The sequence below is a fragment of the Sulfurimicrobium lacus genome (assembly GCF_011764585.1).
GTDB classification, from domain to species: Bacteria; Pseudomonadota; Gammaproteobacteria; order Burkholderiales; family Sulfuricellaceae; genus Sulfurimicrobium; species Sulfurimicrobium lacus.
In genome coordinates this window covers 3,503,576-3,523,300 of sequence record NZ_AP022853.1, presented here as the reverse complement: position 1 = coordinate 3,523,300, position 19,725 = coordinate 3,503,576, and the positions used below count along the sequence as shown (strand labels likewise).

The window sequence follows — 19,725 nt, the reverse complement described above, 5'->3', positions numbered from 1 at the left end:
ATAAAAAATAAGGCGCAAAAAATTGGGAGGCACTAAAAGCCTCCCGTTGGTCTTTATCCGGGAACTTGCAGGTAACGCACCGGATTTTGTGGCGCGCCGTTGCTCAATATCTCGAAGTGCAGATGTGGACCTGTGGACCGGCCGGTGGTTCCCACCTCTCCAATCTTCTGTCCCTGCAAGACGAGGTCGCCAGTCTTGACCAAGCGCTTCGAGGCATGGGCATAGCGGCTAATCAGGCCGTTGCCGTGGTCGATGGCAATCATATTACCATATTGAGGGTGAATGTCTGAGTAAACCACCACCCCGCCGGCGGCGGCTTTGATGGGCGTGCCGACCGCGGCCATGAAGTCCACGCCTTCGTGCATTGCCTGCTTGCCGCTGAACGGATCGAGACGCCAGCCGTAATTGGAAGAGAACCAGCCTGTCGATACCGGAAACAGTGACGGGAAGGCGCTCTGCTTCACTTGCTCGCGCAGGGTCAGGGCTTCCAGGACGCTCAGGCCGTCTGCGCGCGCATCGAGTTGTTTCGCGAATCTTTCCAGTTCCTGCTCGAGTTGCTGCGGGTTCAGCTGATATTGCATCAGTCTCGGTTCAGGTCCGCCCTGGCCTGGCTTCTGGCTGAAATCGAATTCTTTTTCCGGCAGGTTGAAATGCTTGGCGAGGCGCCCCCCTAGCGCGTTCAGGCGGAAAACCTGGGCTTGCAGCTGACCCAGTCGCGCGGCCATGGTGTTGAGGTTTTCCTGCAGGTAGACGCGATTTTGCGCCCGATTCAACGGCGACGGTATTCCGTCCCGGGAAAGCGTGAAATAATACAGGCCGAAGGCGATGAGAATCGGCAACATCAGCCATCCCAGCAACAGCATCATGATGTGGCGGTGACCCAGGGAGATGCTTTTTCCCCTGGTCAGGCTATCCGAAACGAAAATAATGTTCACGAGGCAAAATCCTCCATGAGCGCACGCAAGCTCCAGTCCTATTTTGGCGCAACGGCCACCCTTGCCGCTTTGGCCGGTCAGGCCGAACGCGTGCGCGTATTGCAGCAGCATTGGGATCAGGTCGCGCCGCCGCCTTTAAATCTGATGTGCAAGGTGAGCGGCTTGCAGGACCACATTCTGGTGCTCTATGCAAACAATGGCGCCATTGCTGCCAAGGTGCGGCAGCTTGCGCCGACTATGCTGGATAAATTAAAAAAAATGGGCCTTGAGGTTACTGCAATTCAGGTGCGAGTGCAAGTGAACCCCCCGGCGCCGGAGCGAAAGCCGGTAAAGAGCCTGCAGCTTGGTTCTGCGGGCATGGACAGCTTGCGTCAACTGGCTGAGCGGCTGGAGGTGTCGCCCCTCAGGCAGGCGCTGGAGCGCATGCTAGAGAGGCACACGAAATAGCACGATGCGCCCCATCATGATCAGGGCGCCAACTATCAGTAGCAATACCACGGAGAATTTGAGGATTTGCCACGCCAGGCGCAGGTAACGGCGGTCGCGGCGCAGCAGGGACAGGAGCAGGGCGATGCCGACTCCCGTCAGCGCCAGAATGATGGCAATCCGGAGGGCGATCAAGCCGTTTGGTTGTGAAGTTGAATCAGGGCGCTTGGCGCTTCTTCTGCCCGGTCGAACGTGGCGTATTCCCAAGCCTCCGCGTCGGCAAGCAGGGTGCGTAACAGGCGGTTATTGAGGGCGTGCCCCGATTTGAACGCGGTGAAGGCGCCGATCAGCGGGTAGCCCAGCAGGTAAAGGTCGCCGATTGCGTCAAGCACCTTGTGTTTGACGAACTCATCTTCATAACGCAGGCCGTCGCTGTTGAGGACACGGTATTCGTCCATCACGATGGCGTTGTCCATGCTGCCGCCGAGTGCCAGGCCGTGAGTGCGCAAGGTTTCCACGTCCTGCATGAAGCCGAAGGTGCGTGCGCGGGAAATATCCTTGACGAAGGAGGCCTGGGCCAGATCGAGCGTGATGGACTGGCTCGATGTTTCGAATACCGGGTGGTCGAACGCGATAGTGAAGCTCAGCTTGAAGCCGTTGTAGGGCTCGAAGCGCACCCATTTGTCGCCATCGTGTACTTCCACGGCCTTCTTGATACGGATGTATTTCTTGGCAGCGTTCTGTTCTTCGATTCCCGCAGACTGGAGCAGGAACACGAACGGCGAGGCGGATCCGTCCATGATCGGCACTTCGCCGGCGGACAGGTCCACGTAGAGATTGTCGATGCCCAGGCCGGCGAGGGCGGCCATCAGATGCTCCACGGTGGACACCTTTGCACCATTATGTTCCAGCGTGGACGACAGGCGGGTGTCGCCCACGCTGTCCGGCGTGGCCTTGATTTCCACTGGCTGGGGCAGGTCAACGCGCCGAAACACGATGCCGGTATTGGGGGCGGCCGGGCGCAGGGTGAGATAGACCTTCTCGCCTGTATGCAAGCCAACCCCGGTTGCCCGGATCATGTTTTTCAAGGTGCGTTGTTTGATCATGTCGTTTGCCCGTGGTGAGCGGTAAAGGTTTCGTCGGAAGTATACGTTCTTAGCGCTTGAACATCAACAGCTTATAAGGACATCGTCAAGCAAGTCCTGATGTGTCAGACCGTTGCCGGCCTGTGCCCGGTTAGCAGATACTCAAGCAATTCCCGTACCGGCCTGATGGCCTCGCCGAAGGGCAGGCTTTCCGAACCGCGGAAAAATAAGCCCTTGTTGATGTCGCCGCGCAAGGCCGCAGCGAGTTGGGAGTCGATGCAGAACTGCCCCATCTTTGCGACCCCGTCGCGCAATCCGCAATCCGACAGGCAGTCGAGCACCGCAGCGCATTTCGACCGCGACGGGTCGGCGTAACTCATGAGTTTGAACTCGCGCCGCATGTAGTTCTTCAGCCAAGGGGTCAGCACGGCGCGGGCGGGCAGACCGGCGGCGCTCATGAATGTGACGATGTCTTCCGGCTTGGCTTCGGCCAGGACTTTCTTGAAGTTGGGGTGGGCGTCGCCTTCCACGGTCACCGCGAACGGCGTGCCGATCTGTACCGCGCCGGCGCCGAGGCGCAGCAGGTCCTTCACCTTGTCGAAGGTGTTGATGCCCCCGGCGGGAATGAGCGGAATGCGTTCGCGCTCTATGCCGAACTCCCGGAACAATTTGAACACCCCTTCCAGTACGCCGGGAAAGTCGAAGCGCGTGTCGGTAATGTCGTCCGGCTTCGGGGCGCCGAGGTGGCCGCCGGCATAGCGCGGGTGCTCGATAACGATGGCGTCGGGCAGCTTGTTCTTGCGCATCCATTTTTTCAGCACCACGTTGATGCCGCGCACGTCGGAAAGGATCGGGATCAAGGCGACATTGGGGAAGTCGTTGGTCATTTCCGGCAGGTCGAACGGCAGCCCGGCGCCCATCACGATGGCGTCGGCGCCGCTTTCGCATGCTTGGCGCACCAATTGCGGGTGTTCCGTTACCGCCTTCATGACGTTGACCGCGATCATGCCGTTGCCGTTGGCGATGTTCTTCGCGCTTTTGATTTCGCGGTCGAGGGCGGCCAGGTTGGCCTGGTCCATGGCATTCCTGGTTTTCGGATGGGTGGACTGTTCCATCAGGTCGGGGTGGTGGCGCCGCAGGTCGATGCTGGCGATGGTTCCGATCGCGCCTTCCCCTGCGACTGCGCCGGCCAGGCCGTGCGCCGAGACGCCTACGCCCATGCCGCCCTGAACGACGGGGAGCAGTGTTTTGTTCTTGAGTTGCAGTAGGGGAAGGTCGATCCTGATCATGCTGTCTTCGAAATTAAAACAAAAGGGCGGGTATTTTAAACGGGCCTGTGCGCTATGCAAACAAAACTAATTTATGGGAAGGCAGAAGGGGTGTTGCAAGGATGTAAATATTGACAAATATCGTTATAATTGCCGACTTTCTGAATTCAAGGTTAAGGATCAACGAAATGAGCGAGCATCACGAAGAGATGACAAAAACCACGCCGATGCAGGTTGTCTTCGCCAGTGTGGGTGGCCTGGTGCCCCCGCTGATTGCCATTTTCCTGATTGTGCAGCTGGTGCTCAGCATCCAGCACAGCCACGTGAACAAGGAGGCGGATGAAGCTCTGGCCAAGACCGTGGCCGAGCGCATCAAGCCGGTGGGCGAAATGAAAGTCGTGGATGCCAACGCGCCCAAGGTAGTGAAGAGCGGCGAGGAAGTCTTCAAAGCCGTGTGCACCTCCTGCCATACTTCCGGCGCGCTGAATGCGCCCAAGTTCGGCAACAAGGGCGATTGGGGCAAGCGCGTTTCCCAGGGCTACGAGACACTGGTCAAGCATGCCATCGAGGGTATTCGCGCCATGCCGGCGCGCGGCGGCGCAGCTGATCTTTCCGACCTGGAAGTGCAGCGTGCCGTGGTTTACATGGCCAACGCCGGCGGTGCCAAGTTTACTGACCCGAAGTAACGCCATTTGCGGTTAGACCCGGAAGCACGGTGCGCAAGCGCCGTGCTTTTTTATTTCCCTACGCTTATTTTCCCAGCATGGCCCTGATCTGGGCCAAGCGCGCCGAGCCTTCCGCTTTCTGCGCTTCGGGGTCGGTCTCGCCGCGCCCCGCGCCGCGCAAATCCTCCTGGTGCAGTTCGCCGATGAAGCGGCTCGGGTCGCATTTCTGCCATTCCCCGGCCCGCTTGCGCTTGTGGCAGTGGCTGAGGGTGAGCCCCTTCTGCGCGCGCGTGATGCCCACGTACATCAGGCGTCGCTCTTCCTCGATCTGGCCGTTGTCGACGCTTTCTCGGTGGGGCAGGATGCCTTCCTCCACGCCCACCAGGAACACGTGGGGGTATTCCAGTCCCTTGGCGGCATGCAGCGTGGAGAGGCGCACCGCGTCGACATCCTGATCCTCCCTGCTGTCCAGGATGTTGATCAGGGCGATGGTCTGGGTCAGCTCGATCACCGTCTTGCCGTCCTCTTCGCCCTTCTTGTTGATCCAGGCCACGAACTCCAGCACGTTGTTCCATTTGGTCTGCGCCGGGCGATCCTCTTCCTGGTCGAACAGCCAGGCCTCGTAGCCGATAGCGTTGAGCAGGTCGGCCATGACTTCGGCGCAAGGCTCCCGCTCGGCGCGATCGGTGAGGTTGTTGATGAAGTTGCAGAACTCCAGCAGCGGGTGATGCTGCTTAGCGCCCAGCTGGTGCTCCAGGCCGGCCTCGAAGGCTGCGGCGAACAGGCTGATGTGGCGCTCCGCCGCGTAGTTGCCGAGCTTTTCCAGCGTGCCGGTGCCGATGCCGCGCCGCGGCGTGGTCACGGCGCGGATGAAGGCCGGGTCGTCGTCGCTGTTGGCCAGCAGGCGCAGGTAGGCGATGATGTCCTTGATCTCGGTACGGTCGAAAAACGATTGCCCGCCGGAGAGCAGGTAGGGGATTTTCTCGTTGCGCAACTGCTGTTCGAAAATCCGCGCCTGATGGTTGCCGCGGTAAAGGATGGCGTAATCGGCAAAGCGCGTGCGGTTCTGGAACTTGTGCGTCTGCAGGCGCATCACCACGTTCTCCGCCTCCTGCTCGTCGTCTTTCGCCGCCATGACCTGGATCGGATCGCCCAGCCCCAGGTCGCTCCACAGCTTCTTCTCGAACAGCTTGGGATTGTTGGCGATGAGGGTGTTGGCGGCGCGCAGGATGCGCACCGTGGAGCGGTAGTTCTGCTCCAGCTTGATGACCTGCAAATTGGGGAAATCGTTCTGCAGCAAGTGCAGGTTCTCCACATTCGCCCCGCGCCAGGCGTAGATCGCCTGGTCGTCGTCGCCTACCGCGGTGAAGGCGCCGCGGCTGCCGCTCAGCAGCTTGACCAGCTTGTACTGGCAGGTATTGGTGTCCTGGTATTCGTCGATGAGCAGGTAACGCAGCTTGTTGCTCCACTTTTCCAGCGCTTCCGGAACGTTCTCGAACAGTTCCACCGGCAAGCGGATCAGGTCGTCGAAGTCCATCGCCTGGTAGGCGCGCAAGGTGTCCTGGTAAGCCTGGTAAATCTTGGCCAGCTGGCGCTCGGTTTCGTCCTGGGCCGCTTCTGCCGCAGCGGCAGGCGAGAGCATGGCGTTTTTCCAGTTGGAAATGACCGACTGGGCGCGGCGGATTTCCTTCTTGTCCGTGGTTTTCAGGATGTCGTTGAGGATGCCTGCGCTATCCGAGGCGTCGAGCACCGAGAAGCGCGGCTTGTAGCCAAGGTGTTTGGCCTCCTGGCGCAGGATGTGCAGCCCCAGGGAATGGAAAGTGGTGACCGTGAGGCCGCGCGCCGCCTTGCCCTGCAGCAGTTTCCCCACGCGCTCCTGCATCTCCCGCGCCGCCTTGTTGGTGAAAGTGATGGCTGCGATATTGCTGGCGCTGATGCCACAGGTCTCGATCAGGTAGGCGATCTTGTGGGTGATGACGCGCGTCTTGCCGCTCCCCGCGCCCGCCAGCACCAGCAGCGGACCGTCGAGATACTTGACTGCTTCGCGCTGCGGAGGATTGAGTTTGGAAAGCATGGGCGAGGAAGAAAAACCTGGAAACGAGGCGCGATTTTACCATGCTCAGGGTTTTGTTGTTCCTAACAGGCGCTGCATCGTCTGCATGATGCGACGGTCTATTCTGGTTCAGAAAACCGTGTCTGTTCCCGGTTATCCTTACTCGCTCGATAGTATTAATGGCGTGTAGTCGACATGATTATTTCTTTATTTTTAGAGCCCAAATAACAAGGCCGGTCAGTAGTAACAGCAACCCTCCGAAGAACCAACTACGGCCGCCCCCTTTTTGATAATGTTTAGCGTAGTAAGTAACTTGTTCTTGGTATTTAAAAAACATCCAATCCCCAACCAGCATCTGATATACCCTGCCGTCAGCGCTATGCTCGGCAACATCCTCATCCGGCATCCACCAAACCGTAACCAGCTTCCCTGTAAGTTGACTTTTAAAACTTCCCTCCTGCAACTGGCCATTAACACGCAGGTAATAACATGCACTAGGCAGGGTATTGGGTGCATTACACGCCAATCGCAATTTCTTGCCATCACCAAAACGAACTTCGATTTCCCCTCCCGAACTTTTTGATTGCCGCGTGAACGAGAGCGTGCCTTGAGCAATTTCAAGTTGTTCAAAGCGTGGTGGCACATATTCCATAATGGGATTGGTCGGCCACGTTCCAGACGCCCAATAACCCCAAAGCCCCCCCAAAACACTAAGACATAGCTTCAACCATGTTCGTTGGTCTCGAAATAGTGTAAAAAATCTATTCTTGCTAGACAGAACAAAAGGGTCAGCTTCGCTTTGTTTTTTTCTCTTGAACATCATGTTCATAGTGGGTCAGAGGGTGGAGGGGGAATTGAAATGGTAGTTTGGCGCGCACTTGAGTTGGTGCCGCCGTGAGAGGGCCAGTAAAGTTAATCGTCTACTTTACCCACGTCACCACTTCCGCCATGGTCTGGCGGGTTTTGGCCGGTTGCGGGTTGACGCGGTAGCCAAAGGCGACCATCACGGCCAGGCCGTATTTGTCCTGGTCCAGTACCCCCGCTGCAGTCAGCACCGCCTCGGCGTCGCGGAAGTCGTAGCCCTCTATCGGGCAGGAGTCGATTCCGATCATGGCGGCTGCGCTCATCATGTTTCCCAGGGCGATGTAGGCCTGCTTGCATGACCAGTCGAACAGGGCGCGCGGGCTTTCCAACAGGCGGAAATCGGATTCCTGGAATTTCTGGTACTTGGCGCGTTTCTTTTCGACGACGTCGGCGGGCAGTTTTTGCACCGTGCGCATGAAATTGTCGATGTATGCGGAATCGAAACGCATGTCGTCCTTGCGGCACAGGATGACCATGAAGTGGCTCGAGCTCGGCAGCGTTCCCTGGGCGCCCCAGGTCACTTCCCTGAGTTTGGCGCGCAGCTCCGGGGTCTGGATGACGACGAAGTGCCAGGGTTCGAAGCCGAAAGAGCAGGGGGAGAGGCGGCCGGTTTCGAGAATGAAGTCGAAATCCTCGGCGGGAATTTTCTTCTCCGCGTCGAATTGCTTGCAGGCGTGGCGAAACTGGAAGGCGGACAGGATGTCTTGTTGGGTGCTCATGTGCTTAATTCCATTGATTTAAGGATGTTCGCCTGAACTGGTAAAACAGGCGCCTATTTTTTGCTGAGCTTGATTTCACGGTTCCTTGTCGGTCAAGGCTTTACCGCCCGCGCCCGCATAAAACACCACGATCCTGACCGGCGTCGTGCCGATATTGCGGCCATTGTGGAGCGTATCGACCACTTCCGCGATGGCTTCGCCGGCCTGAAACCGCCTTGTCTGGCCATCTTTCAGCGCGACTTCGAGCGTCCCTTCCAGAATCACCCCGAAAGACGGCACGGGATGCAGATGCCAGCCGGTTTCCCCGCCGGGTGCGATTTCGATCATCAGGCCGGTGATTTCGGCGTCACCGGCAGGGTAGGCAAGCGACTTCCCGTTCCAGCTTTTGTCCGTCTTGAGTAGCGGTGCTACCTTTACGGCGGCGGTTTCCTCCAGTGCGAGCGCATGGAGTGGCAAGCAGAGCAAACATATGGCCCAGATAAATCCGCGCATGGCAATGACCCTAATAAATCAACGTTTTCCCAACAGGCTCTGCACCGTCTGCATGATGTCGGCGGGCAGGACCACGGTCTTGCTGTTGGCGGACGAGGCCAGTTCGCGCATGGCCTGGATGTATTTTTCGCCCAGCAGGTAATAGGCGGGAAACTCGCGGTCCGGGATCGATTCCGTCACGCGCTTGATCGCTTCCGCCGCGCCCTGCGCCAGCACGATCTGCGCCTGGGCGTCGCGCTTGGCGGCTTCGAGGCGGGCTTCGGCTTCGAGGATGGCGGCCTGTTTGTCGCCCTCCGCCTTGGTGACGGTGGCCTTGCGCTCCCGCTCCGCCGCGGCCTGGCGTTCCATGGAGTCCTGCATCGAGGGAGAGGGCTTGATGTCCTGGATTTCGACCGATTTCAGCGTCAGGCCCCAGTCCGCCACGTCGTCGGAAATGGATTCCTTGAGGCGCACCTTGATCTGCTCGCGCGACGACAGCGCCTGGTCCAGCTCCATCTCGCCGACGATGGAGCGCAGCGTGGTCTGGATGATGTTGACGATGGCCAGCTCGAAGCTGGTGACGCCGTACACGGCGTTCTGCGTGTCCGTCACCTTGACGAAGGCGATGGCGTTGACGACCAGCACGGCGTTGTCCTTGGTGATGACTTCCTGCTGCGGGATGTCGAGGATCAGGTCCTTGGTGGGCACCTTGTAACCGACGCGGTCGATGTAGGGAATCAGCAGGTGCAGGCCGGGCAGCATGGTGCTGTGGTATTTGCCCAGCCGCTCCACCACCCATTCCTCGCCCTGCGGCACGATGCGCACGCCCTTGGCCACGGTGACGGCGACGAAGATGAAAAATATGATGCCTAAAAAAGTCAGTTCCATGCGGTTCTCCTTATTTTCTTGAAACTTTGAGTGTTTGGCCCATGACGGCGACGATGCGCGCCCGTTCCCCTGCGGGAATGGTTTCGTCGGCGATCACCGGCCAGGTTTCCGAACCGAGGATCGGTTTCTGGAACCTGATCTGGCCCTTGGCGAGTTCCGACACTTCCTTGACGATCAGGCCGGTTTCGCCGAGAAAAACGTCCTGGGACATCCCCGCCTTGGTGCGGTCTGGGTTCTTGAAATAGCGGAACCAGAAATACACCATCGCGCCCGAGGTCACGCCCCACAGCGTGAACTGGGCGGCCAGCGAGATCGGCGCCAGCAGCATGATGACCCCGATGAGCAGGGCGCTGAGGCCGAACCAGATGATGAAAAAAGAGGGTATGGCCAGTTCCAGCAGGATCAGCAGCATGCCGCCCGCGATCCAGTGCCACCATGCGATTTCCATTTGTCCTCCGCCATGCCCGGTTAAAATGTCTGCTACACATTAGCAAAGAATTCGCCAAAACAATATGTCTACTTATGCCATCGGAGATTTGCAGGGTTGCCATGCCGCCCTGGAAAAGCTCCTCGAACACATCGAATTCGACCCCGCACGCGACAAGATCTGGCTGGTGGGTGACCTGGTCAACCGCGGCTCGGCATCCGCCGCCGTGCTGCGCTGGGCCATGGGCCTGGGCGACGCGCTGGTCACGGTGCTGGGGAACCACGACCTGCACACCCTGGCGGTAGCGGAAGGGTTCGTGCCGCTGCACCGCAGCGACACCATCCAGGATATCTTGCAGGCACCCGACCGGGACGAGCTGCTTGGCTGGTTGCGCCGCCAGCCGCTGGCTTATGGCGAGAACGGCTACCTTCTGGTGCACGCCGGGCTGCTGCCGCAATGGACGCCGCAACAGGCGCTGGCACTGGCGGGCGAAGTGCAGGAGGTGTTGCGCGGCGACCATTACCGCGACTTTTTTGCCCATATGTACGGCAACGAACCGCGCCGGTGGCATGAAGAGCTGCACGGCATGAGCCGCTTGCGGCTGATCACCAACGCCATGACCCGGCTGCGTTTTTGCAGCGCGGAAGGTGAAATCGATTTCGCCCACAAGGGACCGCCAGGGAGCCAGCCTGCGGAACTGATGCCGTGGTTCGATGTGCCGGGGCGCGCCAGCAGTGACGCGACGGTCATTTTCGGCCATTGGTCGGCGCTGGGCGCCTTGCTGCGCCCCAATCTGGCGGCGCTGGACAGCGGCTGCCTGTGGAGCGGCGAGCTTAGTGCGCTGCGGCTGGAGGATCGCCGGCTGTTCCAGCTGCCGTGCGCCGGCCTGCCGGGTACAAAGCGCTGGAAATAGCCTGTTCGGCCTGGTGCGCCAGTTCCCTGCGCTGCTTGCCGCTGCTGGCAATGGGTTCGAGGAAGAGCAGCTCCGCCCGGATTGCCTTGCGCGCCAGGATGTTGCGCAGCGAGTCCATCATCGACATGTCGCCGTAATAGGCTGGTTCAATGTCGGCGCCGCCGTCGGGCAGGACGTAGCGCAGCGCCACCGGGCGTATTTCGGATTGGGCGTTGATCGCCGCCTGCAGCAGGGAAGACAGGAAAGGCTTGATGTGGGTGCCGTCGGTGGTCGTGCCTTCGGGGAAGAACGCCACGCAATCGCCGCCGGCCAGCGCGGCCGTGACCGCGTCGTTGACCCGCGCCGTGTCGCGGCGCCTGCCGCGTTCCAGGAACAGCGTGCCGGTGAATACCGCCAGCCAGCCCACCACCGGCCAGCTGCGGACTTCGGCCTTGGAGACGAAGCGCAGGGGGCGCACCGCGTTGAGCAGGTAGATGTCCAGCCAGGACACATGGTTGGAAACCAGCAGCACATTGCGGCTGGCAACTTCAGGCGGATTGCCGCGTATTTCCAGCCGCACGCCGAGCAGGCCCAGCAGGCTGCGCGACCATTCCCGCGTGAGCGTCATGCGCAAGCCCGTGCTGCCCCAGGGCAGCACCAGGAAGGCAGTCAGCACCCCGCGCAGGATGTGCAGCCCTAGCCTGAAGAGGCGCCACGCCCGCACGATGCGGGACGTATATTTCATTACTCGAAGCTGGTGCCGAACTGCTGCTTGAACAGGGCGGAAATTTCTTCGCGCGAGTGGACGTGGTTCTGCCCACCGCGGCTGGCGATTTTGAGGGAGCCCATCAGACCGGCGAGGCGGCCGGTCATTTCCCAGTCCATGCCGTTCACGATGCCGTAGAGCAGACCTGCGCGGTAGGCGTCGCCGCAGCCGGTGGGGTCCACCACCTGGGCTGCTTCGACGCAGGGGATTTCCAGCATCTTGCCGCCGGTGTAAATCACTGAACCTTTGGCGCCCAGCGTGACGATGAGGGCGCGCACTTCGCCGGCCAGTTGCTCCAGCGTCTTGCCGGTGCGCTCCTGCAGCAGCTTGGCTTCGTAATCGTTGAGCGCGACATAGTCGGCCAGGGCGACGAAATCCATGAGTTCGGCGCCGTTGAACATGGGCAGCCCCTGGCCGGGGTCGAACACGAACGGCACGCCGGCTTCGTGGAATTCCCGCGCATGCTGCAGCATGCCGTCGCGACCGTCCGGGGCGACGATGCCGAGCGCGACGTTGCTGGCGTCATGCACGTGGTTGTGGTGGGAAAAGCTCATGGCGCCGGGGTGGAAGGCGGTGATCTGGTTGTCGTCCAGGTCGGTGGTGATGAAGGCCTGGGCGGTGTAGGAGCCGCTGACCCGACGCACGTGGGTTTGCACCAGTTCGAGTCTTTCCAGCCGCTGCGCATAGGGTTCAAAGTCGTCGCCCACCGCGGCCATGATGAGCGGCTTGCCGCCCAGCAACTGGAGGTTGTAGGCGATGTTGCCGGCGCAGCCGCCGAATTCGCGCCGCATGTCGGGCACCAGGAAGGCCACGTTCAGAATGTGGATCTGTTCGGGCAGGATGTGGTTTTTGAACTGGTCGTGGAACACCATGATGCTGTCGTAGGCCAGCGAGCCGCAAATCAATGTATTCATTTTTCTTTCTCGGGTTTTTGTTCAAGGTTCTTGGGCGATGCGGAGCAGGCCTTCCAGCACCAGGTTGTCTGCGGGCTGGACTGGAATGCTCAATAAAGGCAGCAGAATATCCATATCGCCGCCGCTGAGCAAACAGACCGGCTGCGTTTCCAGTTGCCGGAAGGAATGTTCGATCGCGCCGACGATTGCGTTGGCCGCGCCGCTGAACATGGCATCGGCGGTGTTGTCGGGAAATGTCGCGAACTTGCCGTGCTGTTGCGGCGTCAGGCTGGCGGTATTGCGTGCCAGGGAATCCAGCATCAGGGCCAAGCCAGGGAGGATCAGCCCGCCGCGGAAGCGGCCATCGGCGCCAAGCGCGTCGATGGTGACGGCAGTGCCGATCTGGACCACCAGCACGTCACGTTCGGGGTATAAATGGCGCGCGGCGATCAGTGCTGCCCAGCGGTCGCTGCCGAGTTGATGCGGCGTGGCATAGCCGTTGCGAACGCCACATTGCTCCGGCTGGGCCTGAACGATGTGGGGCGTCATCTTCCATATGGCGCACACAGTTTCGATTGCCTGCGCCGCAGCGCTCCCGGCAACGTTGGAAGCAATGATTTTTTTCGGCGCGGGCAGCTTGCCCAGCTGGCTGTCCAGATGCGGCTGGGCGGTGGCTGTCCAGCCCTGCGCCAGCCAGCGGCCGCTGACGTACAGGCCCCATTTGATGCGGCTGTTGCCGGCATCGATGGCAAGAATACTCATGCGTCGCTCCGCATGCTGACTTCTCCCGAAGTGAAACGGCGTTCCCCGTCTGCGTCGCGTACCAGCAGTGCGCCGTCGTCTGCTACGCCCGAAACTGTGCCGTGGTGCGTGCTGCCGTCCGGCATCAGCATGCGCACCGGTTGTTGGTGGTAAGCGTGGTGGCGGCTCCATTCCTCGCGCAGGGCAGCGAAACCGTGCGCTTCGAACTGCTGCAGCACGTCGCCGAGATGGCCCAGAATCAGAGCCAGCAGCTGGCTCCTGGTCGGGAGGTCCGGCGCCAGCGCAGCGAGGTCGATTGCCGCCTGGTCGATATTTTCCCTGGCCTGGTCGGAAAGTTTCAGGTTCAAGCCGATGCCGATGACGGCGGCGCTGGGGCCCAGCATATCGCCCTGCAGTTCGATCAGAATGCCGGCGAGCTTGCTGTTTTCGTGCAGCACGTCGTTCGGCCATTTGAGGCGGGCGGTCGATATGCCTGCCTGATGCAGTGCGCGCATCAAGGCCACGCCCACGGCCAGGCTGAGGCCGGAAAGATAGGAGGCGCCCTGGTTGAAGCGCCACAGCAGGGAAAAAGTCAGGCTGCCGCCCAGGCTCGCATGCCATGTGCGGCCGCGCCTACCCCTTCCTCCAGTCTGCAGTTCCACGGCGATGCAGCTGCCGTGCCCCGCACCCAGCGCGGCTTTCTGCATCAGGATGCTATTGCTGGAGGCCGCCGTTTCCATTACTTCCAGGTCGAACAGGGCGGCCTTGTCGCCCAGCGCGGATTCAACTGCCGCGGCATCGAGCCAGTGCAGCGGCTCGGCCAGGCGGTAGCCGCGTCCCGCCAGGCGAAACAGCCTGATGCCGTGGCGATCCAGGTCGCGCAGTGCCTGCCACACGGAAGCGCGGGAAATGTTCAGCTCGCGCGCGATCTGCTCTCCGGAGCGGAACTCGTCGCTGGAAAGCTGGCGCAGGACGGTAAAGGCGAGGGGTTTCAAGTCGCGTAAAAATCAGCCGAACGTGCCGGACTCTTCCGAGAACAGCCCGCTCAGGCCTTTCTTGAGCAAGGCCAGGGCGTTGGGTATCTCGATTTCCACGACCTGGTCGATGGTCCACGATTGGTCCCGTGCGGGCATCAGTTCGAGCACCTTGCCGCCGAGGAAGCGGCGCTGGGGATAGTTGGGCTCGCCATTCTCGTAGTCGAAAGTGGCGTAGTCCGCGAGCCGCTCGTTGAGCGTGTTGATGAAGCCGGCTTGGTAACCGCCGGGCGTCGCGCCCAGAAAAGCATTCTGGTTGTCTTCGAGGATTTCGGCCAGACGCTTGGCGATGGCCCCGATCAGGGCGGCCCGGTAGTCCTCGTCCACGCGGCCGTAAACGAAGCGGTCGGTGTATTGAATGAGAAAGGCCAGGTACTCGGCGATCATGGCGAAGCCCTGTTCTTGCGAGGCGATCTGGAATTTTTCCTGCTGCATGTGGCTGACTTTTTCTTCCGCCACACGCCAGATCAGCGAAGCGATGACCGTAGCCACCTGTTGCGGGCTCTTGGCGCCGTCGCTTCTGTTGTGCCACTGGCTTCTTACGCGTATTGCCATGTTGTTACTCTTCTCCTGTTTGCAGCGGGATGAAATTATTCATCACCGGTTTCCACCGGTCTGGCCGGATCGGTAATCCACTCGCTCCACGAGCCGGGATAGAGGCGCGCACCTTTGAGTCCGGCGTGTTCCATGGCGATCAGGCTGTGGCAGGCGGTGACGCCGGAGCCGCACAGGTGCACTACGCGATTCGGTTCGACTCCATCGAGCAGATCAAGGTAGGTGGCACGCAATTCCTCGGCGGACATGAAGGTGCTGTCTATGTCGAGGTTGTCCTCGAAGGGGAAGTTCACGCTGCCGGGAATATGTCCGGCCACCTTGTCCAGCGGCTCGCGTTCCCCGCTGAAGCGCTCCTCGGAGCGGGCGTCGATCAGCAGGCACTGATTGTTGTCGAGCGCCTTTTCGATACACTCGGCATCCACCCACATTTCCTTGTCGGGGTGGGCCTCGAAGTTGGCCTGGACAATCACGGGCAGCTCTGTGGCGAGCGGACTTTTATGTTTTATCCAGCGCTGGATGCCGCCGTCGAGCAAGGCCACCGCGTCGTGGCCGAGCCAGCGCAGCAGCCACCACATACGGCCGGCCATGGCGCCGAAACTGTCGTCGTAAACCACGACCTGCCTGCTGCTGTCCACGCCCCACAGCCCGAGTTTTCTAGCCAGCACGGCGGGGTCGGGCAAGGGGTGACGGCCGCTGGTGGCGGTCACTTCAGACGACAAATCATCATTGAGGTGGGCGTAGCGCGCACCGGGAATGTGTCCGGCCAGATAGGCGCGGTAGCCGGAAGCGGGATCGGTTAGGGTGAAGCGGCAATCGAAAACGATCCACTCGGGATCATCGATGTGTTGCGCGAGTTGGTCGGCGCTGATGAGAGTGGTGTATTTCATAGGCAATCAGCTAACAGCTGTCAGCCATCAGCCTGCGCCGGACGATTGGGCTGAGGGCTGATAGCTGACGGCTGGGTTTAGTAGCCGCCTTTGCCGAAAGGCTTCGGCAGGCCGGCAATTTTCGCCGACTGACGGTTGGGTTGCATGGGGAACAGGACGTAGAGATGCTTTTTCCAGTCCGTGCCGGGATGGTCGGCATCGAAGTCTTTGCACATGTTGCGGAAGTTGGGGGTCTGGCCTTCTTCCTTGTACTTGTCGCGCATGTAATTGACCACCGTCCAGTGCTCGTCGGTCAGCTTCAGGCCTTCGGCTTCGGCGATGACGTTTACCACTTCATCGCTGTAATCCGGCTCAAGCAGAAAGCCATCATCGTCCGTTTCCAGTTCGGTGCCATTTACGACGTACCCCATAATTCTCTCCTTTGATTTAAGGTCGTTGATTAAAAAATTACGCTCAAGTGAGCGCTGTAATGGATTTGTGAGGGATAAATATACCGCAACCCATCTTTCGGTGCTTGCCCAAACCTTGTTGTTGGACAAGCAGCGAGTGCTCAACCGGTAGGCCGTGCAGCATCAAGCTGAAGCCGCTGACCGTGCCGTCCGGCGTTTTAAGAGTCTGGCGTTTGCCGCAGATAAAGCGCGAGTCGATTTCCAGTTCATCCAGCAGACGAATAATATCATTGGTAAAGTCAACTTCGTCTTCGCTGCCAGTGGTGACGCAGTGGGCGAACAGCGGCGTGTGTCGCGTTAGCGGTCGAGCCTTGGCGGCGCCGATTTCAAGCGTGTTTCCGCCAAGTTGAATTGCTTGTCCAGACAGCTTCGAAAGGTCGGCCACGCGGGCGGCGGCAATGCGCACCACCAGCTTGGCGCGACGGTTGAGAATCAGTTCACCGTGACCGGTGTCGGCGCCATGAATGGGGTGAATGCCGCCCAGCGCTTCCTCCGCAAACCAGGGTAACAGGCGAGTCAGTTCAAGAAAAAGATCGTAGCCGTGATCGATAGGCAATACGCTACCCTTGAGGTCGAACTGAATGTCTGTGACGAGTGATTCGTCAATGGCGCGAGATTCGGGGTGATATGCTAGCCAGCCGATTTCGTCACTCCTTGTTCCTGTGATTTTGCCCAGTCAAGCAAGGCATTGCCCCAATGTTGAGCGGTTTCCTTGTCAATCTCAAAAATCGTGAAGCGCTTTATCTCGCGAATGCGAAGTCGCAACGTGCAGAAACCGGCCTCGTGGTTGACTTGTTGCAACTCGATTTCCTGTCGATACGGTGTTGCCAGAAATTTGTCGAATTTGATAAATTCGTCCATAATACTTGACTCGGTTTGACTCGGGTTTGAGAGCGCCAGATTATAACGACAGATAGGTTCAGGTCGCTAATCTGCAAGTGGCATAGCCCATATGGGTAGTATATCGATACTGCCAATGGCGTACATCGATACTCCCTGCTAAGAGTTGGGGTAGCCGTGAAGAATGATAGATATAAAAAATGTAACAGTTGTAATATTCATGCCAACTGCTGAAGTTCGAACGAGCTGCTGGTAACCAAGCAGCAAGCTCGTGAACGCAGTAAGAGTTACGTACCTAAAGTTGAAGCATAAATCGAGATGGCTGGAGCCGGAAAAAACCGGCACCGCCGGCCGTAATTTTTTTTTGGAGAACATCTATGGCTAAAAAAATGCACGATACGCCGAACCTGGACCAGCTCGAGAGCGGTCCATGGCCTAGTTTTGTGACCGGTCTGAAGCGCGAAGCAGCGAAGAAGGACATCATGGTTGACCTGATGGGTCAACTGGAAGAGTCCTACAAAACCAAAAAGGGTTTCTGGAAGGGTGGTACGGTTGGCGTGTTCGGCTACGGTGGCGGCATTATTCCCCGCTTCACTGAACTCAAGGATGCAAACGAGCAGCCAATGTTCCCGGATGCCGCCGAGTTTCATACCATTCGTCTGCAACCCCCTGCAGGCATGCACTACGACACCAAGACCCTGCGTCAGTTCTGCGACATCTGGGACAAGTATGGTTCCGGCCTGATCGCGTTCCACGGCCAGTCCGGCGACATCATGTTCCAGGGTTGTACCACTGCCAACGTGCAGCCGGCCTGGGAAGAGCTCAATGAAATGGGCTTCGACTTGGGTGGTGCCGGTCCTGCGCTGCGTACTTCCATGTCCTGCGTGGGTGCTGCGCGTTGCGAAATGTCCTGCTACGACGAAGCCAAGGCGCTGCGTACCGTGATCAATAACAATATTGATGACATGCATCGCCCCGCCCTGCCGTACAAGTTCAAGTTCAAGTTCTCCGGTTGCCCGAATGACTGCACCAACGCAATTCAGCGTTCCGATATGGCTACCATCGGTACCTGGCGCGACAACATCCAGGTCAACGAAGGCATCGCTCGTGACTATATGAAGAGCCACGGCATGGACAAGCTGGTGAACGATGTCATCAGCAAGTGCCCGACTCGTGCCATTACCCTGCGTAACAAAGCTGAGGCCGTAACCAGCGGCAGCATTTCTACTGTTGCAGTTGATGATCAGCACGTTCTGCAAATCGAAAATCACGATTGCGTGCGCTGCATGCACTGCCTGAACGTGATGCCGGGTGCCTTGTTGCCAGGTAAAGACAAGGGTGTGACCATCCTCGTTGGTGGTAAGAGTGTTCTGAAGATCGGTGCCTCCATGGGTACTGTGGTGATCCCGTTCATGAAGCTCGAAAGCGAAGATGATTTCGAGGCGCTGAATGATCTGTCCCGCAACATTCTCGATTTCTTTGCTGAAAATGCGCTGGAACACGAGCGTACCGGCGAGATGATCGAGCGTATCGGTCTGGTCAATTTCCTCGAAGGTCTGGATATCGAGATTGATCCCTCCATGATCGTGCATCCGCGTACCAATCCGTATGTGCGTATGGATGATTGGGATGAAGAAGCCGAGAAGTGGAACGAGCGCAAGTCTGCTGCTTAATTGCCACGCTGTATTGGGTTGAATAGTTAATTTTGGAGAGTAAATAATGGCTGAATTACGTGCACCTGATGAGTGCGGCGTACCTGATCCTGCGCCTTTCATGCACCCGATCATGAACAAGAACTACGGCAAGTGGGTGTTCCATTCCCACCCCAAGCCGGGTGTTCTGTATCACCGTGCAGCGAGTGGCGACGAGTTGTGGACCGTTAAGTGCGGCACCGCACGTCAGATGGACCTCTATACCATCCGCCTGCTGTGCGATATCGCCGACAAGCATTCCGACGGTCACTTGCGCTTTACCGCTCGCAGCAACGTCGAATTCGGTTTGACCGATGCGAGCAAGATCGAGCCGCTGATCGCTGATCTGGGCAAGCATGGTTTCCCCGTGGGCGGCACAGCGAACTCCGTTTCCATGATCGCGCACACCCAGGGATGGCTGCATTGCGACATCCCCGGCACGGATGCTTCCGGTGTGGTGAAAGCGCTGATGGACGAATTGCACGAAGAATTCATCAAGTGCGAAATGCCTAACCGCGTCAAGCTGTCCACCTCCTGCTGCGAAATTAACTGCGGCGGTCAGGCTGACATCGCGATCATCGTGCAGCACACCAAGCCGCCGAAGATCAACCACGACCTGGTGGCCAACGTATGCGAGCGTCCTTCCGTTGTGGCTCGTTGCCCGGTTGCTGCGATTCGTCCTGCGCTGGTAAATGGCAAGCCTTCCCTGGAAGTGGACGAGAAGAAGTGCATTTGCTGCGGCGCATGCTTCCCGCCTTGCCCGCCGATGCAGATCAACGATCCCGAGCACTCCAAGATTGCGATCTGGGTGGGTGGCAAGAACTCCAATGCCCGCTCCAAACCGACTTTCCACAAGCTGGTCGCTTCCGGCCTGCCGAACAATGCGCCGCGCTGGCCAGAAGTCGGTGCCGTGGTAAAGAACATCCTGGCTGTGTACAAGGCCGATGCTCAACCTTGGGAGCGTATCGCTGACTGGATCGACCGTATTGGCTGGCCGCGTTTCTTCGAAAAGACCGGTTTGCCGTTCACCAAGTTCCATATCGATGACTGGCGCGGTGCACGTAACAGTCTGAATGCCTCGACTCACATCAGGTTCTAATTGGGCGTAATCCCCGTCACTGCTTTGTTAAGCGGTGACGGATTTATTTCTACTTTGTAATTTATTGATACAGGACA

General features: G+C 59.1%; 24 protein-coding genes. 5 read left to right on the top strand and 19 right to left on the bottom strand.

Annotation, left to right across the window (positions count from 1 at the left end; all coding sequences use genetic code 11):
- Positions 1-53 precede the first annotated feature (53 nt).
- A complete protein-coding gene (locus tag SKTS_RS17270; protein ID WP_173068019.1) occupies positions 54-935 on the bottom strand; it encodes a M23 family metallopeptidase in 882 nt (293 codons plus the stop codon).
- A 15-nt stretch (positions 936-950) separates the two neighbouring features.
- Here SKTS_RS17270 and SKTS_RS17265 point away from each other — a divergent pair, with 15 nt between their 5' ends.
- On the top strand, positions 951-1,382 hold the full coding sequence (locus SKTS_RS17265) for a DciA family protein (protein ID WP_173068016.1): 432 nt from the start codon (positions 951-953) through the stop codon (positions 1,380-1,382).
- Here the strand turns inward: SKTS_RS17265 and SKTS_RS17260 are convergent.
- The 3 genes from SKTS_RS17260 to SKTS_RS17250 form a co-directional block, all read right to left on the bottom strand.
- The gene (locus tag SKTS_RS17260) at positions 1,362-1,556 is read right to left on the bottom strand and encodes a hypothetical protein (protein WP_173068013.1); all 195 of its coding nucleotides are present in this window, start codon (positions 1,554-1,556) and stop codon (positions 1,362-1,364) included. The genes SKTS_RS17265 and SKTS_RS17260 overlap by 21 nt on opposite strands.
- Positions 1,553-2,467: a UDP-3-O-acyl-N-acetylglucosamine deacetylase gene (lpxC, locus tag SKTS_RS17255; RefSeq protein ID WP_173068010.1), complete on the bottom strand. Its 915-nt coding sequence runs from the start codon at positions 2,465-2,467 to the stop codon at positions 1,553-1,555. Before lpxC ends, SKTS_RS17260 begins: the two co-directional genes overlap by 4 nt.
- A gap of 104 nt (positions 2,468-2,571) precedes the next feature.
- Positions 2,572-3,735, bottom strand: a complete 1,164-nt coding sequence (locus tag SKTS_RS17250) for an NAD(P)H-dependent flavin oxidoreductase (RefSeq protein ID WP_173068007.1) — start codon at positions 3,733-3,735, stop codon at positions 2,572-2,574.
- Positions 3,736-3,902: 167 nt separating this feature from the next.
- Between SKTS_RS17250 and SKTS_RS17245 the strand changes: the two genes are divergently transcribed.
- Positions 3,903-4,400: a c-type cytochrome gene (locus tag SKTS_RS17245; RefSeq protein ID WP_173068004.1), complete on the top strand. Its 498-nt coding sequence runs from the start codon at positions 3,903-3,905 to the stop codon at positions 4,398-4,400.
- 64 nt (positions 4,401-4,464) lie between these two features.
- Here SKTS_RS17245 and rep read toward each other — a convergent pair whose 3' ends face one another.
- From rep to SKTS_RS17215, 6 genes are all read right to left on the bottom strand, one after another.
- Positions 4,465-6,453, bottom strand: a complete 1,989-nt coding sequence (gene rep / locus SKTS_RS17240) for a DNA helicase Rep (RefSeq protein ID WP_173068001.1) — start codon at positions 6,451-6,453, stop codon at positions 4,465-4,467.
- Positions 6,454-6,631: 178 nt separating this feature from the next.
- The gene (locus SKTS_RS17235) at positions 6,632-7,261 is read right to left on the bottom strand and encodes a hypothetical protein (RefSeq protein WP_173067998.1); all 630 of its coding nucleotides are present in this window, start codon (positions 7,259-7,261) and stop codon (positions 6,632-6,634) included.
- Positions 7,262-7,352: 91 nt separating this feature from the next.
- Positions 7,353-8,015, bottom strand: a complete 663-nt coding sequence (locus SKTS_RS17230) for an NAD(P)H-dependent oxidoreductase (protein WP_173067995.1) — start codon at positions 8,013-8,015, stop codon at positions 7,353-7,355.
- Positions 8,016-8,090: 75 nt separating this feature from the next.
- The gene (locus tag SKTS_RS17225; RefSeq protein ID WP_244617380.1) at positions 8,091-8,471 is read right to left on the bottom strand and encodes a cupin domain-containing protein; all 381 of its coding nucleotides are present in this window, start codon (positions 8,469-8,471) and stop codon (positions 8,091-8,093) included.
- A 54-nt stretch (positions 8,472-8,525) separates the two neighbouring features.
- Complete coding sequence (locus tag SKTS_RS17220) at positions 8,526-9,374, bottom strand: SPFH domain-containing protein (RefSeq protein WP_173067989.1); 849 nt, start codon at positions 9,372-9,374, stop codon at positions 8,526-8,528.
- Positions 9,375-9,384: 10 nt separating this feature from the next.
- The gene (locus SKTS_RS17215; RefSeq protein ID WP_173067986.1) at positions 9,385-9,822 is read right to left on the bottom strand and encodes an NfeD family protein; all 438 of its coding nucleotides are present in this window, start codon (positions 9,820-9,822) and stop codon (positions 9,385-9,387) included.
- Positions 9,823-9,886: 64 nt separating this feature from the next.
- Here SKTS_RS17215 and SKTS_RS17210 point away from each other — a divergent pair, with 64 nt between their 5' ends.
- The gene (locus SKTS_RS17210; protein WP_173067983.1) at positions 9,887-10,714 is read left to right on the top strand and encodes a symmetrical bis(5'-nucleosyl)-tetraphosphatase; all 828 of its coding nucleotides are present in this window, start codon (positions 9,887-9,889) and stop codon (positions 10,712-10,714) included.
- On the opposite strand, the gene SKTS_RS17205 is transcribed toward SKTS_RS17210, so the two are convergent.
- The 9 genes from SKTS_RS17205 to SKTS_RS17165 all read right to left on the bottom strand — a co-directional run bounded on the left by SKTS_RS17205 (position 10,635) and on the right by SKTS_RS17165 (position 16,879).
- The gene (locus SKTS_RS17205) at positions 10,635-11,438 is read right to left on the bottom strand and encodes a lysophospholipid acyltransferase family protein (protein ID WP_173067980.1); all 804 of its coding nucleotides are present in this window, start codon (positions 11,436-11,438) and stop codon (positions 10,635-10,637) included. The genes SKTS_RS17210 and SKTS_RS17205 overlap by 80 nt on opposite strands.
- A complete protein-coding gene (locus SKTS_RS17200; RefSeq protein WP_173067977.1) occupies positions 11,438-12,373 on the bottom strand; it encodes a carbohydrate kinase family protein in 936 nt (311 codons plus the stop codon). The genes SKTS_RS17205 and SKTS_RS17200 overlap by 1 nt, the downstream gene beginning before the upstream one ends.
- 21 nt (positions 12,374-12,394) lie before the next feature.
- Positions 12,395-13,114, bottom strand: a complete 720-nt coding sequence (locus SKTS_RS17195) for a type III pantothenate kinase (protein WP_173067974.1) — start codon at positions 13,112-13,114, stop codon at positions 12,395-12,397.
- Positions 13,111-14,088 (bottom strand): biotin--[acetyl-CoA-carboxylase] ligase, encoded by a 978-nt coding sequence (locus SKTS_RS17190; protein WP_173067971.1) that lies wholly within the window; start codon positions 14,086-14,088, stop codon positions 13,111-13,113. Before SKTS_RS17190 ends, SKTS_RS17195 begins: the two co-directional genes overlap by 4 nt.
- A 12-nt stretch (positions 14,089-14,100) precedes the next feature.
- The gene (locus SKTS_RS17185) at positions 14,101-14,682 is read right to left on the bottom strand and encodes a hypothetical protein (RefSeq protein ID WP_173067968.1); all 582 of its coding nucleotides are present in this window, start codon (positions 14,680-14,682) and stop codon (positions 14,101-14,103) included.
- Positions 14,683-14,717: 35 nt separating this feature from the next.
- Positions 14,718-15,569 (bottom strand): sulfurtransferase, encoded by an 852-nt coding sequence (locus SKTS_RS17180; RefSeq protein ID WP_173067965.1) that lies wholly within the window; start codon positions 15,567-15,569, stop codon positions 14,718-14,720.
- Positions 15,570-15,646: 77 nt separating this feature from the next.
- Positions 15,647-15,979: a TusE/DsrC/DsvC family sulfur relay protein gene (locus SKTS_RS17175; protein WP_173067962.1), complete on the bottom strand. Its 333-nt coding sequence runs from the start codon at positions 15,977-15,979 to the stop codon at positions 15,647-15,649.
- A 43-nt stretch (positions 15,980-16,022) separates the two neighbouring features.
- On the bottom strand, positions 16,023-16,601 hold the full coding sequence (cas6, locus tag SKTS_RS17170; RefSeq protein WP_280513691.1) for a type I-MYXAN CRISPR-associated protein Cas6/Cmx6: 579 nt from the start codon (positions 16,599-16,601) through the stop codon (positions 16,023-16,025).
- Positions 16,602-16,648: 47 nt separating this feature from the next.
- Entirely contained in the window at positions 16,649-16,879 is a 231-nt protein-coding gene (locus SKTS_RS17165; RefSeq protein WP_173067956.1) for a DUF6967 family protein, read from the bottom strand.
- A gap of 356 nt (positions 16,880-17,235) precedes the next feature.
- Between SKTS_RS17165 and dsrA the strand changes: the two genes are divergently transcribed.
- On the top strand, positions 17,236-18,531 hold the full coding sequence (dsrA, locus tag SKTS_RS17160; protein ID WP_173067953.1) for a dissimilatory-type sulfite reductase subunit alpha: 1,296 nt from the start codon (positions 17,236-17,238) through the stop codon (positions 18,529-18,531).
- Positions 18,532-18,577: 46 nt separating this feature from the next.
- Positions 18,578-19,648, top strand: coding sequence for a dissimilatory-type sulfite reductase subunit beta (gene dsrB, locus SKTS_RS17155; protein WP_173067950.1), 1,071 nt, complete (start codon positions 18,578-18,580; stop codon positions 19,646-19,648).
- Positions 19,649-19,725: the final 77 nt, after the last annotated feature.

Bases quoted from the DNA above. Each gene is read 5' to 3' on its own strand.
- SKTS_RS17265 (WP_173068016.1), top strand. From the start codon at position 951: ATGAGCGCACGCAAGCTCCAGTCCTATTTTGGCGCAACGGCCACCCTT.
- lpxC (WP_173068010.1), bottom strand. From the start codon at position 2,467: ATGATCAAACAACGCACCTTGAAAAACATGATCCGGGCAACCGGGGTT.
- SKTS_RS17250 (WP_173068007.1), bottom strand. From the start codon at position 3,735: ATGATCAGGATCGACCTTCCCCTACTGCAACTCAAGAACAAAACACTG.
- SKTS_RS17245 (WP_173068004.1), top strand. From the start codon at position 3,903: ATGAGCGAGCATCACGAAGAGATGACAAAAACCACGCCGATGCAGGTT.
- rep (WP_173068001.1), bottom strand. From the start codon at position 6,453: ATGCTTTCCAAACTCAATCCTCCGCAGCGCGAAGCAGTCAAGTATCTC.
- SKTS_RS17235 (WP_173067998.1), bottom strand. From the start codon at position 7,261: ATGAACATGATGTTCAAGAGAAAAAAACAAAGCGAAGCTGACCCTTTT.
- SKTS_RS17230 (WP_173067995.1), bottom strand. From the start codon at position 8,015: ATGAGCACCCAACAAGACATCCTGTCCGCCTTCCAGTTTCGCCACGCC.
- SKTS_RS17220 (WP_173067989.1), bottom strand. From the start codon at position 9,374: ATGGAACTGACTTTTTTAGGCATCATATTTTTCATCTTCGTCGCCGTC.
- SKTS_RS17215 (WP_173067986.1), bottom strand. From the start codon at position 9,822: ATGGAAATCGCATGGTGGCACTGGATCGCGGGCGGCATGCTGCTGATC.
- SKTS_RS17210 (WP_173067983.1), top strand. From the start codon at position 9,887: ATGTCTACTTATGCCATCGGAGATTTGCAGGGTTGCCATGCCGCCCTG.
- SKTS_RS17205 (WP_173067980.1), bottom strand. From the start codon at position 11,438: ATGAAATATACGTCCCGCATCGTGCGGGCGTGGCGCCTCTTCAGGCTA.
- SKTS_RS17200 (WP_173067977.1), bottom strand. From the start codon at position 12,373: ATGAATACATTGATTTGCGGCTCGCTGGCCTACGACAGCATCATGGTG.
- SKTS_RS17195 (WP_173067974.1), bottom strand. From the start codon at position 13,114: ATGAGTATTCTTGCCATCGATGCCGGCAACAGCCGCATCAAATGGGGC.
- SKTS_RS17185 (WP_173067968.1), bottom strand. From the start codon at position 14,682: ATGGCAATACGCGTAAGAAGCCAGTGGCACAACAGAAGCGACGGCGCC.
- SKTS_RS17180 (WP_173067965.1), bottom strand. From the start codon at position 15,569: ATGAAATACACCACTCTCATCAGCGCCGACCAACTCGCGCAACACATC.
- SKTS_RS17175 (WP_173067962.1), bottom strand. From the start codon at position 15,979: ATGGGGTACGTCGTAAATGGCACCGAACTGGAAACGGACGATGATGGC.
- SKTS_RS17165 (WP_173067956.1), bottom strand. From the start codon at position 16,879: ATGGACGAATTTATCAAATTCGACAAATTTCTGGCAACACCGTATCGA.
- dsrA (WP_173067953.1), top strand. From the start codon at position 17,236: ATGGCTAAAAAAATGCACGATACGCCGAACCTGGACCAGCTCGAGAGC.
- dsrB (WP_173067950.1), top strand. From the start codon at position 18,578: ATGGCTGAATTACGTGCACCTGATGAGTGCGGCGTACCTGATCCTGCG.